Here is a 15,961-nt window from a genome sequence, read left to right as displayed (position 1 = left end):
ACTTGTCGTCAACTATTCTCAGGGCTTGCGATTCTCAGGGCTTGAGTGGGGCAGTACTGGACTGCGGCGAGGACTTGCTCGCGCAGGCTGTCGTCGGGTTCCTTGTCGAGGATCTCGGCGTGATCGTGGTGGGTCTCGAACACCTCGGGCGCCTCCATCTCGCACATTCCGTGCCCTTGGCACAGGTCGAGATCGATTTCGATTCGCATCAGACCTCCTTGTCTGCGGCCCGCCTGCGGTAGCGCACCCGGCACGGCTGTGCGAGCTGCACCACCATCTTCGAGTGATCGTTGCGGTAGGAGTCCGCGGGCTGGGCCATCTCGAATTCGTAGTTCTGGAACAACACCGAGAAGATTGCCTTGAGTTGCATGATCGCGAATTGTGCACCGACGCAACGATGTCGGCCGGCACCGAACGGAATCCACGTCCACCGGTTCACCAGATCCTCCAGGCGCGGTTTGACGTAGCGATCGGGATCGAAGGTGTCGGGATTCGGGAAATCCTCGGGCAGCCGGTTCGAGATCGCCGGCGACACGGCGATCGACTGACCGGCCTTGATCTCGAAGTCCTCGACGTGGAAATCGTTCTGCACCACCCGCATCAGGACGATCAGCGGCGGATGCAGCCGCAGCGCCTCCTTGAGTGCGTTCTCCAGCTTGGGGATCTGACGCATCGCGGCGAACGAGTACTCGGGCCTGCCCTCGCCCCGATCGGCGTAGATGTCGTCGAGTTCCTCGTACACCTGTGTCATGTAGTCCGGATTGCGCAGCAGCTCGATGAGGGTCCACGCGGCGGTGCCCGAGGTGGTGTGGTGACCGGCGAACATCATCGAGATGAACATGCCGGTGATGGTGTCGGCATCGAACCCGACCTGCACCAGCACGTCCATCAGGTCGCGATCGTCTTTGTTCTCGGTCGGATTCGCGATCCGCTCGTTCATCACCCCCTGGATGAACTCGACGAGCTCGGCCCGCGCGGCGTCGCGCTTGCGGAAGCTCTCGATGTCGGCGCGATAGTCGACGTAGGCGATCGGGTCGGTGCCCTTCTCCAGGTCGTGGAAGAGGTGCGCGATGTGCCCGTTGAGCTGTTCGCGGAACCGGCGCCCGATCAGACACGCCGAGCTCGTGTAGAGGGTCAGCTCGGCGAAGAACTCGAGGAGGTCGATCTCCCCCTCGTCGCCCCACTCGGCGATGATGCGCTCGGTCTCGTGCGGGATGGTGATCGCATGCTGCTTCATGTGCGGACCCTTCAGGGCCGCATTGTGAATCGCCTTGGACCGCTCTTCCGGACTGGTGTCGAAGACGACGCCCTCACCGAAGACCGGCGTCATGAACGGGTAGGCGGCCGCCTGGTCCAGGTCCTCCTCGGGTGCGCGGAAGAACTCTTCGTTGGCCACCGCACCGGAGACCAGCACCACCTCCCGGTCGGCGAGCTGGAACTGTCCGACGTCGCCGCACTCCTCACGGATCCGCCAGAACAGTCCGATCGGGTCGGTGGCGAGTTCGTCGAGGTGGCCGTGTTCACCGTCGCCGCCCGACACGCGCTTGGGAGTCGTCAGGGTGGTCATTGTTCGGTTCCTTTCGCAGAACGCTTCTCTCTGGGCAGCGCACCTTCGGCCTCGACCTCCACCGACCGCATGTGCGCGCCGCGGGGCATCGCGACCATCGCGGCGACCGCTTGCGCGATGTGTTCGGGCGCAAGGAAATTGCCGTGGCGGGCCAGCCCGTGTCGGATCCAGTCGTTGAGCATGCCGGTGGTGGCCTCCGGGTCGAGATCCATGCCCATCCCGGTGAGGGTCTGGCCCGGTCGGACCACCCCGGCCCGCACCCCGGTGCCCTCGAGTTCGAGCGCGATAGTGGCGACGAGACCGTCGATGCCGGACTTGGCCGCGACATATGCCGACGACCACGGTCGGGGGTGCACCGCCACATCGGATCCGATGAACACGATGTCGCCGCGGGTGCGCTCGATCATTCCACCGATCACCGCCCGGTACAGGCGGTAGGCGCCGGTGAGGTGAATGTTGATCTGGTCGGCGAATTCCGCCGGCGAGGTCTCGTACGACAATCCGATCGCCAGGTCACCGGCACCGGCGACGACGATCTCGAGTTCGCCGATCGCGGCCTGCGCCTTGGCGACACAGTCGATCACCGACGCCTCGTCGGTCACATCAAGGGGCACCGCGACTGCCTCGCCGCCGTCCGCGGCGATTTTGTCGGCGAGTTCCTGCAGCGTGGTCATCCGGCGGGCGGCGAGCGCGACCGGATGGCCTTGGCGGGCCAGCCATTGCGCCGTCGCGGCGCCGATCCCCGACGACGCGCCGGCGACCAGGACCGGCCGGCGATCGGGATGCGGGAGAAAACTCATCAGCGCACCGTCACTTTCACGGGGAGTTCGGCGAATCCGCGCACGTTCACAGAGTGCACGCGGACCGCGTTGTCGATGTCGATGTCGACGGACTTGATGGACCGCACCACCTCGGCGAGACCGACGTTGGCCTCCAGCCGGGCGAGGTGCGCACCGAGGCAGAAGTGCGTTCCCATCCCGAAACTCATCAGGGCCTGCGCGGTGTCGCGGCCGATCCGGTAGCGGTCGGGATCGTCGAACACATCCTCGTCGCGGTTGGCCGATCCGACGAGCAGCAGCACCCGCTGACCCGCCGGGATGGTGACGTCGCCGTACTCGACGTCGGCGGCCACTCGCCGCAACACCATCTGGGTCGAGTTGTCGTACCGCAGCGTCTCCTCGGTCCACTCCGGCACGAGATCGGTGTCGGTGATGACCCGGGCGAGCTCATCGGGGTTGCGCCATCCCCAATACAGGGCGTTGGCAAGGAGTTTGGTGGTCGTCTCGTTGCCGGCGACGACCATCAGCACCATGAATCCGACGATCTCGTCCCCGGACAGGGTGGTCTTCTCACCGGTGGCGTCGTCGTCGATCTCGGCGGTGATCAGTGCCGACACGAGGTCGTCGCCGAGATTCTTGCGACGTTCGGCGATCAGTGCCGAATAGTACTTGTGCAGTTCGATATACGCATAGACGGCGGCCTCGGGGACGTCGAGTACACCCTCCTCGCGGTGCAGGAGGAGGTCGGATTGCCTGCGCAGGAATGCCCGATCGCTCTCCGGGACGCCGAGGAGCTCGGAGACCACGTCCATCGGCAGCAGCCCGGCGAAGTCGGCAATGTAGTCGAATTCGCGCTTGTCGAGGCATTTGCTCCAGTGCTCGTGGGTCAGCGCGGTGATCCGGCCGGACAGGTCGTTGACGCGGCGTGGGGTGAAACCCTTGCTCACCAGCTTGCGGATCCGCATGTGTTTGGGGTCGTCCATCGCCAGAAACGACATCGACTTGTGTGCGTCGGGGCCGTAGGAGCTGGGGTCGAGCGACACTCCCCACGCGTTGGACAGTCGCGTCGCGTCGCGAAAGGCGCTGCGCACATCGGCGTGCCGGGCAAGTGCCCAGAAATCCATCTCCGAGTTGTAGTAGACGGGCGCCTCGTGACGCAGGCGCGCATAGGTGGGATACGGATCCTCGTGGAAGTCATAGGCATACGGGTCGAACGGGACCCGCTGTTGCATGCCTGCGAGGGCGACGGTGTCTGGCATCAGGACTGCTTCTCCATGAGTAGGTGTGCTGCGGCGACAAGACGTTCGGAGGTCTGCTCGTAGCTGAGGTGCCCCATCCCGGCGTGGACGAGCCCACCGGCGTAGAGCATCTCCAGCGCGTCGACGACGGGGCCCGGGTTCTCGACGCCGACCTCGAGCGCCTCGGCGAGCCGGTGCCGGATGAATCCGCCGATCCGTAGACGCAGGTGTTCGACATCGGGGTCGGTACCCAGCAGCGCCACGGTCACCGCGCCGCCGAGCTGTCCTTCCCCGGCCACCACCAGCGACACGTCGCGCAACACCGCGGCGACCCGATCGCCGGGGTCGAGTGACATGTCCGGCGTCTTGACGCCATCGGCCAGACGACGCCAGAACACCTCTGCCACAAGGTGACTCTTCGACGAGAAGTAGGTGTACGCGGTCGCCGGTGCGACGCCGGCGCGTTTGGCGACGACGCGGACCGTCAGACCATCGAAACCGTCTTCGTTCAGTACGTCGACGGCGGCGTCGGTGAGCCTGGCGACAGTTTCGGCCTGCTGGGCCGAGAGCCGCCGTCGGGTCGATTCCTGGGACACGGGGCTGGACATGTGAGCGACGCTACACTAGCTTTGTACTCGAGTCCAGACACCTGTCCAGATGGAGTTCCAGAACATGTCCCTCAGACCTGCAGCCGCGTCGGATCTACTCATCGACGGCAAGCTGATCCCCGGCGGCGGTGGCACTTTCGATGTCATCAACCCGGCCACCGAAGAAGTCCTCGGCAAGGCCGCCGACGCGGGCGGCGGCGCGCCGGCGCCGCCGCCCCGCGCGGCCCCGCGCGCCGGCGCCGCCCCGGCGGGGCCGCGCCACCACGCCTTGCGGGCCCGGTGCCTGCGGCAGTTGCGCGACGCGCTGCTCGCGCACGCCGACGAGTTGCGGGAGATCACCGTGGCCGAGGTGGGCTGCCCGGTCTTTTTGACCCACGGTCCCCAACTGGAAGGGCCGATCACCGACCTCGGCTACTTCGCCGATCTCGCCGAGAACTACGAGTGGACACAAGATCTCGGCGAGGCCAAGCCGATGGGACTGCGCAACCACCGGGAACTGCGCAGCGAGGCCGCCGGCGTCGTCGGGGCGATCACCCCGTGGAACTTCCCGCACCAGATCAACTTCGCCAAGATCGGGCCCGCCCTGGCCGCCGGGTGCACCGTCGTGCTCAAACCCGCCCCGGACACCCCGTGGTGCGCGGCCCTGGTCGGCAAGGTGATCGCCGAGGAGACCGACTTCCCGCCCGGCGTCATCAACATCGTCACCTCGAGCGATCACGCACTCGGTGCCCAGCTCGGCAGTGATCCGCGCGTCGACGTCGTCTCCTTCACCGGGTCGACCGCCACCGGCAAGAAGGTGATGGCCGGCGCGGTGGAGTCACTCACCAAGGTGTTCCTCGAACTCGGCGGGAAGTCGGCCTTCGTCGTTCTGGACGACGCCGACCTCGCCGCCGCCTGTTCGATGGCCGCATTCGCGGTCGTCACCCATGCCGGGCAGGGCTGCGCCATCACCACCCGACTGCTCGTGCCGCGTGCGAAGCTCGACGAGGCCATCGCAGCGACCCGCGACAGCCTCGCCGGGCTGGCCGCCGGTGATCCCACCGATCCCGGAACCGTATGCGGCCCAGTGATCTCCGCTCGCCAACGGCAGCGCGTCGAGTCCTACATCGAACTCGCCCGCAGCGAGGGCGGCACCATCGAGACCGGCGGCGGCCGTCCGGCCGACAAGGCGAAAGGCTTCTTCGTCGAACCCACCCTGATCTCCGGGGTGGACAACTCGGCGCGTGTCGCGCAGGAGGAGATCTTCGGCCCCGTTCTGGTGATCCTGCCCCACGACGGCGACGACGACGCCATCCGCATCGCCAACGACTCCCCCTACGGTCTGTCCGGCGCGGTCTGGGGCACCGACGAAGGACGGATCGACCACGTGGTCAACGGAATCCGCACCGGAACCATGTCCGTCAATGGTGGCATCTGGTACTCCGCCGACGTCCCCTTCGGCGGCTACAAGGCGTCGGGCATCGGCCGCGAGATGGGAGTCGCCGGATTCGAGGAGTACCTCGAGACCAAAGCAGTCGCCCGTCCCGCCTAGTGCGCATCCGCACCCGCCGACCACTCCACCAACAGAAAGCAGCACATGACCTCGGCACGTTTCACCGACAAGACCATCATCGTCACCGGCGCCGCCGGCGGCATCGGCGAGGCCTATGCCCGATCGCTGGCCGCCGAGGGCGCGAACGTCGTGGTCGCCGACCTCAACGACGAGGCAGGCGAGAAGGTCGCCGCCGACATCGGCGGACGCTACGTCCACACCGACGTCTCCGATCCCGACTCGGCCGCGGCGCTCGCGAAGACCACCGTCGACGCGTACGGCACCATCGACGGACTGGTCAACAATGCCGCCATCTACGGCGGGATGAAGCTCGACTTCCTCATCACCGTGCCGTGGGATTACTACAAGAAGTTCATGAGCGTCAATCTCGACGGCGCACTGAACGTGACGCGCCAGGTGTATCCGCAGATGACCAATGGTGGCGCGATCGTGAACCAATCCTCCACCGCCGCATGGCTCTACAGCGGATTCTACGGGCTGGCCAAGGTGGGCATCAACGGCCTGACCCAGCAGCTGGCCACCGAACTCGGCGGCCAGAACATCCGCGTCAACGCCATCGCCCCCGGCCCCATCGACACCGAGGCGACCCGCTCCACCACGCCCAAGGAGATGGTCGACGACATCGTGAACCGGTTGCCGCTCAAGCGGTTCGGCACCCCCGAGGATCTCGTCGGCATGTGCCTGTTCCTGCTGTCCGACGAGGCCGGCTGGATCACCGGGCAGATCTTCAACGTCGACGGCGGTCAGGTGATCCGGTCGTGACCGTCGACGCCGGCACACCGGCGCGTCTCGGCTTCGTCGGGCTCGGCAACATCGGTGGACCGATGGCCGGCAGTCTGGCGAAGTGGTCCGGCGGGCTGACCGTCTTCGATCTCGCCGCCGACGCGGTGGCCACATTGGTCGATCAGGGTGCGGCAGCGGCGGATTCACCGGCGGACCTGGCCGCACGCGCCGACATCATCGGCATCTGCGTGCTCGACGACGCGCAGGTACGCACCGTCGTCGCCGGCGAGGGTGGTCTGCTGTCGGCGGCGGCGCCCGGCACGATCATCACCGTGCATTCGACCATCTCCCCCGAGACCGCGAGTGACCTCGCCGACCTCGCGGCGGCGCAGGGCGTCATACTGCTCGACGCGCCGATCTCCGGTGGTGCCCTCGGCGCGGCCGAAGGCCGGCTGGCCATCATGGTCGGTGGCCCGCGTGACGCCTACGAACGGCTGAAAGAACCGTTCGCACTCACCGCCGACATGCTCGTGCACGCCGGAGCCGACGTCGGGGCGGGCACCAAGATGAAGCTGGCCCGCAACCTGCTGCACTTCATCTCGTTCACCGCCACCACCGAGGCGGCGCGCCTGGCCGAATCCGCAGGCATCGACGTCGCCAAGCTCGGCAAGGTGGTTCGGCATACCGACGCGATCACCGGCGGTGCGGGTGCGATCATGCTCCGCGACACCACCGCGGAGATCGCACCGGATGACTTCTGGTACAACATCTTCCGTTCCGTTCGCACCTTGGGCGAGAAAGATCTGTCCCTCGCCCTGGCACTGGCCGACCAACTCGGCGTCGACCTGCCGCTCGGCACGATCGCCCGCCGCGATCTGGCCGGCGCGCTCGGCGTCCCCCATCACGAAGGAGAACAGACCGCATGACCTCCGAGCAACGCCGCCAATCCCTCGACATGATGTCGAAGGTCTACGGCTGGGAGATGTCGGACGGCCCGGGAGACTACTTCGCGCACACCGCAGATCAGGTCTTCGGCGAGGTGTGGTCGCGCGAGGGTCTCTCGATCCGGGACCGGCGGCTGCTGCTCTTCGGTGCGCTCGCTGCGGCCGGACAGATCGACGTCGCCGAGATCCAGGCCTCGTCGGCACTGGCCAACGAGGAGTTCACCCCCGAGCAGCTCGAGGAGATCTCGCTGTTCCTCTGCTATTACGTGGGTTGGCCGCTGGGCACCAAGATGCATTTCATGTTCGGCAAGGTCATCGACAATCATCGCAAGTCCCGCAGCGAATAGCGGTTACAGTCGAGGAATGTCCTCACGGGTGACCTTCACCGAATTGACCGACGGCCATGGCCACACCATTCTCAGTGCCACGCCTGGTCCTGAGCTGGCGGCCCACGGATACGACGAACGCGAATATGCGGCCGCCGGGCGAGCCCGGCGTTACGGCACCGCGTCATCGGGCGAACTCGACGAACTCGCTTCCGCCGACTTCACCACGCGCATACTGGTGCGGCGCCCGCGCGACGACGCCGACTTCAACGGCCACGTCGTCGTCGAGTGGTTCAACGTGTCGAGCGGGATGGATGCGGCGCCCGAATACACCTACCTGGCACCCGAATTCGTGCGCTCGGGATATGCGTGGATAGGGGTGTCGGCGCAATACACCGGCATCGAGGGCGGTGACGGGTCGGTCGGCATGGCCGAGATGGGAATGCGGCTCGCCGACAAGGACCCCGACCGATACGGAACCCTGCACCATCCGGGTGACGGATACAGCTACGACATCTTCGGCAGCATCGGGCTGGCCCTGGCCGGCTCCGATGCGCCCGGTCACCCGCTGACCGGTCTGACGGTGCGCCGACTGCTCGCCGTGGGCGAATCGCAGTCGGCGATGGCCCTGACCACCTACGCCAATCACTTCGCGAACCGGCACAACGCGTTTCATGGCATCCTGATCCACAGTCGGTCGATGGGCGCCCTCCCGTTGGGAGACGCCGGCGGCCCCGTCGACATCGACGAGGCGTATCGGGGAACGCCCGTCCGCATCTCCACCGATCTGGCGATCCCGGTGTTCGTCGTGCAGACCGAGACCGACGTCCTCACCGACTTCCGGTATGTAACGGCACGGCAACCGGATTCGCCACGACTGCGGGTCTGGGAGGTGGCGGGCACGTCGCACGCCGATCACGTCCAGATCGGCGAGTACGAGTCGATGCTCGGCTGCCCGGACCCGGTGAATCGCGGCCAGCAACGGTTCGTCCTGCGCGCCGCTCTGCATCATCTGCGCGGGTGGGTGGACGACGGGACCGAACCACCCACGGCGCCACCGCTACTGGTCACTGATTCCGGTGCGGGGCACCGCTTCGAGCTCGACGAGGTGGGCAACGTACGCGACGGCGTACGCACACCCTGTGTGGATGTGGCGACCCAGGTCCTCAGCGGTGTCGTCGAGGAGCAGGTGCCACGCATCTGCGTGCTGTTCGGCCGCACGACACCATTGCCGCCGACCGTACTCGCCGACCTCTACCCGAACCCCGACGTGTACCTCGAGCAGTACACCGCGGCCGCCGATACGGCCATCGGCGCCGGTTTCGTCCGACCCGACGACCGGGCCGAACTGCTCGCCGACGCACGCACCGATCTGGTGGCCGACGCCGACGCCTTCCGCTAGATTAGAACACGTTCTAGTCTGGTCCCCGGCCATTCGGCCGGACACGATCCGGGAGTCGCCGCATGCAGTTCACCCTCGAGGACATCTCCGACGAGGAGATCGCACGCCGCCGGTCGGTGTACGAGCCGCTCACCGACTCCGTCCGGCAGCTCATCGATGCAGTGATCCGCACCGAGGTGGACGACGACGTCATCACGCAGGCCCGCACCCGCATCGACGAGCTCGTGGCGGACTTGCGGGCCGAGCAGATGGACGGCCCCTACGGGGGTGCGCTACACGCCAGAGTTCGTCGGAATGCCTTGGGGCAACGCCGTGGTGGGGTTGCGCAACGCGATCGCCCCGCCACTGCACACCCGCCACGACGGAGACGAGGTGTCGGCGGAATTCACGCTCGGCGCCGCGTATGAGGGACCGGCCGGTCATGTGCACGGCGGTATCTGCGCGATGGTCCTCGATCACGTCCTCGGTGAGGGCGCCAGCATCGACAACGTGCCGTGCTACACCGGCACGATCTCCGTCCGCTATCTGCGGCCGACGCCACTCGGCCCGCTGACCGCGCGCGCATCGATCGTCGCACGCGAGGGCCGCAAGAAGACCGTCCGCGGGACACTGGCCGACGCCGGCGGCATCACCGTCGAGGCCGAAGGTGTGTTCATCGAGCCGCGGAACTGGGCCGGACGGATGCCGCGTGCCGCCGACCACTACCGGCCCGACGTCCCGGACTGACGTGTCGCCGCTCGCGCGAGGCGCGGTAACGTCGAGTCATGGACAGCCCTGTTCCCGATGACCACTCCCCAGACCCGGCTCCGTTCAGCGAAGCTGAGGCGCAACAGGTCCGGACATTGTGGGGCGGGCTGGGATTGCCGGGACTGATCGACGTCCACACCCACTTCATGCCGCGGCCGGTGATGGACAAGGTGTGGGCGTACTTCGATTCCGCCGGTCCACTCATCGGCCGCGAGTGGCCGATCACCTACCGCGCCGACGAGGATGTCCGGGTCGCCGCATTGCAGGCCTTCGGGGTTCGCGCATACTCGTCGCTGGTGTATCCGCACAAGCCGGATATGGCCGAATGGCTCAACGGCTGGGCCGCCGACTTCGCCGCACACCACCCCGATTGCCTGCACACCGCGACGTTCTATCCCGAGGAATCGGCCACCGCGTACGTCTCGCAGTCCATCCAGCGCGGTGCGCGAGTGTTCAAGTGCCACATTCAGGTCGGCGCCTTCTCGCCCCTCGAGCCGCTGCTGGACGGGGTGTGGTCGCAGATCGCCGACGCACAGGTGCCGGTGATCATCCACTGCGGTTCCGGACCGGCCCCCGGCAAGTACACGGGCCCCGAGCCGATTGCCGCACTCCTCGAGCGCTTTCCGTCACTGCCGCTGATCGTCGCGCACATGGGTATGCCCGAATACGCCGAATTCCTCGCCCTGGCAGAGCGCTTCGAGAACGTGCGGCTCGATACCACGATGTCGTTCACCGACTTCTCCGAGGACGGCGCACCATTTCCGGCCCGGTTGCGTCCCCAACTGGCCGAGCTGGGTCGCAAGATCCTGTTCGGCAGCGACTTCCCGAACATTCCCTACCCCTACACGCACGCACTCGACGCGGTGGCCCGGCTCGACCTCGGTGACGACTGGTTGCGCCGGGTGCTGTACACGAATGCGGCAGAGCTGTTCGGGGTCGCTCCGTCGGTCTGACCCTACCCGCGTGCCGCGATCCGCGCCTGCACCTCCGGACGCCGAAGTGGCGGTACGGTTTTGGGCGGCTGTCGGCGTTCGGGCAGTTCGGCGAGCAGGGTGCGGGTGGCCGCGGTGACCGCGCCGACCGCGGCCTCGAACGCATCGATGTTGGCCGCCGACGGCGCCCGGATGCCACTGACCTTACGGACGTACTGCCGGGCGGCCGCCTCGATCTCTTCCCCGGTGGCCGCGGGCTCGAGGCCGCGGAGTTCGGTGATGTTGCGGCACATGAGGACCTCTCAATCGGCGATGTGGATGACGGCTTTCCCCAGGATCCGCCCTTCGGCGAGATCGGTCAATGCCCGGGGCAGGTCGGCGAGCGGATAGGTCGAGGTCACCGGCGGCCGCAGGCCGGCGCCGATCATCTCGGTGAGCTCGTCGTGCAGCAGTTCCGGGACGCCCGGATGGGTGCGCACGTATTCGCCCCAGGCCGCGCCGACGATGGCGATGTTGCGGAACAGCACCCGGTTGAGCTTCACGGTCGGGATACCGCCCGCCGCGAAGCCGATGACCACGTACCGACCGTCGGCCGCGACCTGACGCAGGGCCTCGTCGAACACCTCGCCGCCGGCCGGATCGATCAGGACGTCGACGCCCTCGGGGGCATACTCGCGCAGCCGGTCACCCCAGCCGTCGGAGAGCTGGACGACGTGGTCGGCGCCGAGACCGCGCAGCATCTCCTCGGCCCCGGTGCGATGCACGATCGCGACGACCTTGGCGCCCATCGCCTTGGCCACCAGGATGGACGCGACACCGACACCGCCGGCCGCGCCGAGCACCCCGACGATCTCGCCCGGCGCGGTCTGCGCACGCATCTTGAGCGCGAACAGCGCGGTCTGGAAGTTGATGCCGAGTGCGGCGCCCTCGTCGAAGGTCAATCCCTCCGGCAGCGGCAGCAGCTGCTCGGGTGCGGCGGCGACCTGCTCGGCGAATCCACCGACGACCGAGGCGACGAGCACCTTGTCGCCCACGGCCACCGTCGAGTCCGCGGGCGCGGCGGTCACCACGCCGGCGACCTCGGTGCCCGGGGTGAACGGTGTGGGCAGCCGCAACTGGTACTTGCCCTGACTCATCAGCAGGTCGGGGAAACACACCCCGCACGATTTGATGTCGACGAGAACCTGGCCGTCGGCCGGCGTCGGGTCGGGCACGTCGGTCAGTTCGAGGGCGGCCGGTCCGGACTCCGCGGTGAGTACCTGAGCTTTCATGGTTGTCCACCCTACGCCGGGGAGAACAATCGCTCGGTCGGTAACGCTACGATCGATCCCATGACCGCGACACCGGCGCCGCAGCCGCTCCCCGTACCCTCGCCCGAACGTCGGAAGGTCGCCGACGACACCCCCGGCTTCATGCCCCTCGACGAGGCGCAGACCTTGTTCGAGATCGCCGGAGAGTATCTCTCCCAACCGGATTCGGCCAAGGTCGGCGTCGAGATCGGGACCTACTGCGGCAAGTCGACGGTGTTTCTCGGGTCGGCCGCCGAGGCGGCCGGCGCGGTGATCGTCACCGTCGACCACCATCGCGGTTCCGAGGAACACCAGCCGGGCTGGGAGTACCACGACACGACGCTCGTCGATCCGCACTCGGGCACCCTCGACACCTCCGCGCGTTTCCGCCGAACCATGTTCGACGCGGGCCTCGAACAGACCGTGATCGGGATGCTCGCGCCGTCGACGGTGGCCGCCCGGGCATGGGGCAAGGCCGTCGACTTCGTCTTCATCGACGGCGGCCATTCGATGGCGGCCGCGCAGAACGACCTCGACGGGTGGGCGCCGTGGGTGCGCATCGGCGGCGCACTGCTGATCCACGACGTGTTCCCCGACCCCGCCGACGGCGGCCGCCCGCCCTACGAGATCTATTGCCAGGCCTTGGCAACCGGCCAGTTCACCGAGGTCCGGGCGGAGGGATCACTTCGCGTCCTGCGCCGCGACTCGGGTCAGATCGGCGCGGCGCTGCCGAAGGGCTGATCACTGCGCTGTAATCACTGCGCCAGGGCGCGAACGCGTCCCAGCACGTCCGGATAGCGCTTGAGGTGCGCGCCGCCGTTGAGATCGATTGCGGCCCCGGTCATCCAGCCGGCCGCCGAGGAGGTCAAGAAGGTGATCGTCTCGGCGACGTCCTCCGGAGTGCCGGCCCGCCCCAACGGCGTGTTCTCCAGGTATTCCTCGGTCAAGCCGGGAACATAGGCGATCCCGGCGGTCAGTGGGGTGTCGACGAGACCGGGTGACACAGCATTGACGCGGATCCCGCGGTCGGCGAGCTCGAGTGCAGCGACCTCGACCAGCATCAGCACCCCGGCTTTCGCCGCACAGTAGGAGCCCATCCCGGCACCCGGCCGGCGGCCGTTCAGCGAGGCGACGCACACGATGGAGCCACCGACGATTCGTCGGTGACGTCGAGGTGGATCGACTCCACCGTCCCGCCGGCCTCCCCCGCGCCGGCCTCCCCTGCGCCGATCTCGACCGCCGTGGTCCGGGCGGCGTCGGCGTCGACATCGGCGATGACGACGCGGTGGCGCGCGCCATACAACTCTCGCGCGGTGGCCTTGCCGATCCCCGACGCGCCGCCGATCACCAGTGCGGTACTCACGCGTCGGCCTTGACTGCGAGATGGTGTGTCAGGAAGGCGATCTGGTGTGCGACGACCGGCTCGAACCACGAATCCTCCACCTCGGCGAAGATCCCGAAATGGTCGCACGGGTAATGCCGCACCTCGGCGCGGGCGGCGAAGCCGGCCTTGGCGGCGGCGTGTGGCGGTGCGCCGCGGTCGAAGTCGGCGATCTGCATGAACACGGGTGCGGCGACATCGGGGGCGGCCTTGTCGGCGCGAAATGACCCGAGTTCAAAGCCGATCGACGCGTCGACCTCGTTGCGCCAGCTCGGCCCGGCGATCGCGAGGTAGCTCTCCAGAAAGCCCGGTGACGTCAATGCCGCCTTCTGGCCCGGCTCGCCGACGACGGGCATCAGTACCGGGCCGCGGCCCAGCGCGGCTCCGAGTGCGCTGCCGACCCCGATCGCCGTCGAACGCAGCATCGACGCCGCCCCGACCTGCGGATAGTGGTGCACACCCGCGGCGAGCCCGTTGACCAGGGGCACCGCCGAGACGACCGCGGCGACGTCGTCGAGTCCCTGACGCGCGCGCTCCGCGGCGACGACGAGGACGTGGCCGCCCGACTGCGACAGACCCCACAGGATGATTCGGCTCGCGTCGACCTCCGGCTGATGCCCGGCCGCGGCGACGGCGGCGTGATAGTCGGCGGCCTGCCCGGACATCGAGACCCGTTGCCGTGGTGCGCCTTCGGAAAGTCCGAAGCCACGGTAGTCGAAGGCGAACACGGCCAGTCCGGCGTCGGCGAGTCGCCGGGCAAAGGACTCCAGCCCGGAATCCTTGGTGCCGCAGAAGCCGTGGGCCATCACCACCACGGGAACGCCGGCATCGGTGGCGAACGGTGAATGCTCGGACGGGGCGAAGAACCAGGCGTCGCAGGCGGTTCCGTGCGAATCGAAACGTACTGTGCGACGGGCTGTCTCGGTGGTCGTCATCACGCCTCCTGCAGGATCTCGGTGCCGACCCCGGCCCATTGCGGTGCTCCTTGCCGTGCCGCGCGTTCGGCCCCGGCCGGCAACTCCTTGGTGCGGATGTCGTGCTCGTAGAGGTAGTGGTCGAGTTGTTGGGTGTGCCGGGCGGTCTGCAGCATGTGCCCGGTGTAGTACTCCTGGTCCTCGGCGATGATCCGGTGCATATCGGCCTCCGCCGGCGGCCGGTATCGGCCGATCGCGTATGCCGCGATCACCCGTGCCTGACATTCCACGAACGGGAACAGCGTCGGCGTCGACTGGGCGAAACCTGCGAACACCACGTCGTCGATCCCCGGATAGAAGATCCGCTTGTACAGGTCGATCCGGTTGCCGGGTGCGCTGATGAAGTCCGGGTCGAAGAACGGGAAGGTGATGTTGTATCCGGTGGCGTAGATGATGACGTCGAAGTCGCCACTCGTCCCGTCGGCGAAGTGGACGGTGGTGCCGTCGAGACGATCGATGTTGCCCTTCGCGGTGACGTCACCGGACCCCAGCCGCAACGGGAGTTCCACCGACTGCGTCGGATGTGCTTCGAAGAACTTGTGATTGGGCGTCGGAAGGCCGTAGTCCTCGGGCCGCCCGGCGCTCAGCGGCTGCATGATCTGGGTGAACTTGCGTTGCCACGAGAACGGGATATAGGGCGACGTGTGGTAGTACTTGTCGGCCGGTTTGCCTGCAAAGTATTTGGGGACGATCCACGCGCTCGACCGGGTCGAGATGGTCACCGTCGTCTCGAGTGCCTTCGACGAGAGTTCGACGGCGATGTCGGCGGCACTGTTGCCCAGGCCCACCACCAGGATTCGCTTGCCCGCGAAGTCCATCGGGGTGCGCGGATCGATGTAGTGGTGCGAGTGCATCTGCACACCGCTGAACTCGCCCGGGAACTCCGGCAGGCGCGGATCCCAGTGGTGCCCGTTGGCCACCACCAGCAGGTCGAAACGCCGGGTCTCGCCGCGCTCGGTCGCCAGTTCCCAACCGCCGGAGTCGAGTCGGCGGGCATGCGTCACCCCGTTGCCGAATTCGATGTTCCCGCGCAGCCCGAAGGCGTCGGTGTAGTCGTCGAGATACTTCTTGATCTGGGTGTGATGCGGGAAGTCGGGATACTCCGCCGGCATCGGGAAGTCGCGGAACGACAACTGGTGCTTCGAGGTGTCGATGTGCAGTGATCGGTAGGCACTCGAGTGGCCGTTGGGATTTCCGAACGCCCAGTTGCCGCCGACACGGTCGGAGCTCTCGAAACAGGTGTACGGGACGCCGTAGTCGGCAAGCATCTTGCCCGACGTCAGGCCGCTGATGCCTGCGCCGATCACGGCGGTACGCGGTAGGTCGTGGCGCATGGGACCCCCTAGGGTGGTTGACAGATTCACATTTCTGTCTACTCCACCAGGCACCCGGATGTGAACACTTCGGCAAAACTGTCTACTACGGCGGTGACATTGAGCCGCCGACACGCGACGCATGGCCCGGCCAAGAGCCCGCTCGGACGTCCACTTGCGCACGTC

General features: G+C 67.3%; 16 protein-coding genes and 2 pseudogenes. 8 read left to right on the top strand and 10 right to left on the bottom strand.

Translation table 11 applies throughout. The features are described 5' to 3' along the window. Window positions 1–8 precede the first annotated feature (8 nt). The 5 genes from ACPXB3_RS14510 to ACPXB3_RS14490 are packed head-to-tail and all read right to left on the bottom strand — an operon-like array spanning window position 9 to window position 4,192. On the bottom strand, window positions 9–209 hold the full coding sequence (locus ACPXB3_RS14510; protein ID WP_425704849.1) for a ferredoxin: 201 nt from the start codon (window positions 207–209) through the stop codon (window positions 9–11). Beyond that, entirely contained in the window at window positions 209–1,567 is a 1,359-nt protein-coding gene (locus tag ACPXB3_RS14505) for a cytochrome P450 (protein ID WP_425728075.1), read from the bottom strand. The genes ACPXB3_RS14510 and ACPXB3_RS14505 overlap by 1 nt, the downstream gene beginning before the upstream one ends. Then, window positions 1,564–2,367 carry an SDR family oxidoreductase gene (locus ACPXB3_RS14500; RefSeq protein WP_425728073.1) on the bottom strand — a complete coding sequence of 268 codons (804 nt, stop codon included), beginning with the start codon at window positions 2,365–2,367 and terminating at the stop codon, window positions 1,564–1,566. The genes ACPXB3_RS14505 and ACPXB3_RS14500 overlap by 4 nt, the downstream gene beginning before the upstream one ends. Continuing rightward, window positions 2,367–3,605, bottom strand: coding sequence for a cytochrome P450 (locus ACPXB3_RS14495; RefSeq protein ID WP_425728071.1), 1,239 nt, complete (start codon window positions 3,603–3,605; stop codon window positions 2,367–2,369). The genes ACPXB3_RS14500 and ACPXB3_RS14495 overlap by 1 nt, the downstream gene beginning before the upstream one ends. Continuing rightward, the gene (locus ACPXB3_RS14490) at window positions 3,605–4,192 is read right to left on the bottom strand and encodes a TetR/AcrR family transcriptional regulator (protein ID WP_425704853.1); all 588 of its coding nucleotides are present in this window, start codon (window positions 4,190–4,192) and stop codon (window positions 3,605–3,607) included. The genes ACPXB3_RS14495 and ACPXB3_RS14490 overlap by 1 nt, the downstream gene beginning before the upstream one ends. Before the next feature lie 64 nt (window positions 4,193–4,256). On the opposite strand from ACPXB3_RS14490, the gene ACPXB3_RS14485 reads away from it, so the two are divergent. The 7 genes and pseudogenes from ACPXB3_RS14485 to ACPXB3_RS14455 all read left to right on the top strand — a co-directional run bounded on the left by ACPXB3_RS14485 (window position 4,257) and on the right by ACPXB3_RS14455 (window position 10,839). After that, entirely contained in the window at window positions 4,257–5,723 is a 1,467-nt protein-coding gene (locus tag ACPXB3_RS14485) for an aldehyde dehydrogenase (RefSeq protein WP_425728069.1), read from the top strand. 45 nt (window positions 5,724–5,768) lie between these two features. Continuing rightward, complete coding sequence (locus tag ACPXB3_RS14480; protein ID WP_425704855.1) at window positions 5,769–6,506, top strand: SDR family oxidoreductase; 738 nt, start codon at window positions 5,769–5,771, stop codon at window positions 6,504–6,506. Continuing rightward, window positions 6,503–7,393, top strand: coding sequence for an NAD(P)-dependent oxidoreductase (locus ACPXB3_RS14475; protein ID WP_425728067.1), 891 nt, complete (start codon window positions 6,503–6,505; stop codon window positions 7,391–7,393). The genes ACPXB3_RS14480 and ACPXB3_RS14475 overlap by 4 nt, the downstream gene beginning before the upstream one ends. Then, window positions 7,390–7,758 (top strand): carboxymuconolactone decarboxylase family protein, encoded by a 369-nt coding sequence (locus tag ACPXB3_RS14470; protein WP_425704857.1) that lies wholly within the window; start codon window positions 7,390–7,392, stop codon window positions 7,756–7,758. Before ACPXB3_RS14475 ends, ACPXB3_RS14470 begins: the two co-directional genes overlap by 4 nt. 16 nt (window positions 7,759–7,774) lie before the next feature. Further along, window positions 7,775–9,139, top strand: coding sequence for an alpha/beta hydrolase domain-containing protein (locus tag ACPXB3_RS14465; protein ID WP_425728065.1), 1,365 nt, complete (start codon window positions 7,775–7,777; stop codon window positions 9,137–9,139). A 62-nt stretch (window positions 9,140–9,201) separates the two neighbouring features. Continuing rightward, window positions 9,202–9,865 (top strand): annotated as a pseudogene (locus ACPXB3_RS14460) (PaaI family thioesterase). A gap of 38 nt (window positions 9,866–9,903) precedes the next feature. Then, window positions 9,904–10,839: an amidohydrolase family protein gene (locus ACPXB3_RS14455; protein ID WP_425728063.1), complete on the top strand. Its 936-nt coding sequence runs from the start codon at window positions 9,904–9,906 to the stop codon at window positions 10,837–10,839. Between the two features lie 2 nt (window positions 10,840–10,841). On the opposite strand, the gene ACPXB3_RS14450 is transcribed toward ACPXB3_RS14455, so the two are convergent. Together ACPXB3_RS14450 and ACPXB3_RS14445 are read right to left on the bottom strand one after the other, a co-directional pair. Next, window positions 10,842–11,111, bottom strand: a complete 270-nt coding sequence (locus tag ACPXB3_RS14450; protein WP_425704861.1) for a DUF2277 domain-containing protein — start codon at window positions 11,109–11,111, stop codon at window positions 10,842–10,844. 9 nt (window positions 11,112–11,120) lie between these two features. Then, complete coding sequence (locus ACPXB3_RS14445) at window positions 11,121–12,089, bottom strand: NADPH:quinone oxidoreductase family protein (protein WP_425704862.1); 969 nt, start codon at window positions 12,087–12,089, stop codon at window positions 11,121–11,123. Between the two features lie 60 nt (window positions 12,090–12,149). On the opposite strand from ACPXB3_RS14445, the gene ACPXB3_RS14440 reads away from it, so the two are divergent. After that, window positions 12,150–12,848 (top strand): class I SAM-dependent methyltransferase, encoded by a 699-nt coding sequence (locus ACPXB3_RS14440; RefSeq protein ID WP_425728061.1) that lies wholly within the window; start codon window positions 12,150–12,152, stop codon window positions 12,846–12,848. Window positions 12,849–12,862: 14 nt separating this feature from the next. On the opposite strand, the pseudogene ACPXB3_RS14435 reads toward ACPXB3_RS14440, so the two are convergent. The 3 genes and pseudogenes from ACPXB3_RS14435 to ACPXB3_RS14425 all read right to left on the bottom strand — a co-directional run bounded on the left by ACPXB3_RS14435 (window position 12,863) and on the right by ACPXB3_RS14425 (window position 15,796). Beyond that, window positions 12,863–13,470: pseudogene (locus tag ACPXB3_RS14435) on the bottom strand (SDR family NAD(P)-dependent oxidoreductase). Beyond that, a complete protein-coding gene (locus tag ACPXB3_RS14430; RefSeq protein WP_425728059.1) occupies window positions 13,467–14,423 on the bottom strand; it encodes an alpha/beta hydrolase in 957 nt (318 codons plus the stop codon). Before ACPXB3_RS14430 ends, ACPXB3_RS14435 begins: the two are co-directional and overlap by 4 nt. Beyond that, entirely contained in the window at window positions 14,423–15,796 is a 1,374-nt protein-coding gene (locus ACPXB3_RS14425; RefSeq protein WP_425728057.1) for a flavin-containing monooxygenase, read from the bottom strand. The genes ACPXB3_RS14430 and ACPXB3_RS14425 overlap by 1 nt, the downstream gene beginning before the upstream one ends. Window positions 15,797–15,961 lie beyond the last annotated feature (165 nt).

Source organism: Gordonia sp. DT219 (assembly GCF_049847065.1).
Lineage (GTDB): Bacteria > Actinomycetota > Actinomycetes > Mycobacteriales > Mycobacteriaceae > Gordonia.
This window is presented reverse-complemented; position numbering and strand designations above follow the sequence as displayed.

Coding starts and splice junctions, on each gene's coding strand:
- ACPXB3_RS14510 (WP_425704849.1), bottom strand. CDS start 209: ATGCGAATCGAAATCGATCTCGACCTGTGCCAAGGGCACGGAATGTGC.
- ACPXB3_RS14505 (WP_425728075.1), bottom strand. CDS start 1,567: ATGACCACCCTGACGACTCCCAAGCGCGTGTCGGGCGGCGACGGTGAA.
- ACPXB3_RS14500 (WP_425728073.1), bottom strand. CDS start 2,367: ATGAGTTTTCTCCCGCATCCCGATCGCCGGCCGGTCCTGGTCGCCGGC.
- ACPXB3_RS14495 (WP_425728071.1), bottom strand. CDS start 3,605: ATGCCAGACACCGTCGCCCTCGCAGGCATGCAACAGCGGGTCCCGTTC.
- ACPXB3_RS14490 (WP_425704853.1), bottom strand. CDS start 4,192: ATGTCCAGCCCCGTGTCCCAGGAATCGACCCGACGGCGGCTCTCGGCC.
- ACPXB3_RS14485 (WP_425728069.1), top strand. CDS start 4,257: ATGTCCCTCAGACCTGCAGCCGCGTCGGATCTACTCATCGACGGCAAG.
- ACPXB3_RS14480 (WP_425704855.1), top strand. CDS start 5,769: ATGACCTCGGCACGTTTCACCGACAAGACCATCATCGTCACCGGCGCC.
- ACPXB3_RS14470 (WP_425704857.1), top strand. CDS start 7,390: ATGACCTCCGAGCAACGCCGCCAATCCCTCGACATGATGTCGAAGGTC.
- ACPXB3_RS14465 (WP_425728065.1), top strand. CDS start 7,775: ATGTCCTCACGGGTGACCTTCACCGAATTGACCGACGGCCATGGCCAC.
- ACPXB3_RS14455 (WP_425728063.1), top strand. CDS start 9,904: ATGGACAGCCCTGTTCCCGATGACCACTCCCCAGACCCGGCTCCGTTC.
- ACPXB3_RS14450 (WP_425704861.1), bottom strand. CDS start 11,111: ATGTGCCGCAACATCACCGAACTCCGCGGCCTCGAGCCCGCGGCCACC.
- ACPXB3_RS14445 (WP_425704862.1), bottom strand. CDS start 12,089: ATGAAAGCTCAGGTACTCACCGCGGAGTCCGGACCGGCCGCCCTCGAA.
- ACPXB3_RS14440 (WP_425728061.1), top strand. CDS start 12,150: ATGACCGCGACACCGGCGCCGCAGCCGCTCCCCGTACCCTCGCCCGAA.
- ACPXB3_RS14430 (WP_425728059.1), bottom strand. CDS start 14,423: ATGACGACCACCGAGACAGCCCGTCGCACAGTACGTTTCGATTCGCAC.
- ACPXB3_RS14425 (WP_425728057.1), bottom strand. CDS start 15,796: ATGCGCCACGACCTACCGCGTACCGCCGTGATCGGCGCAGGCATCAGC.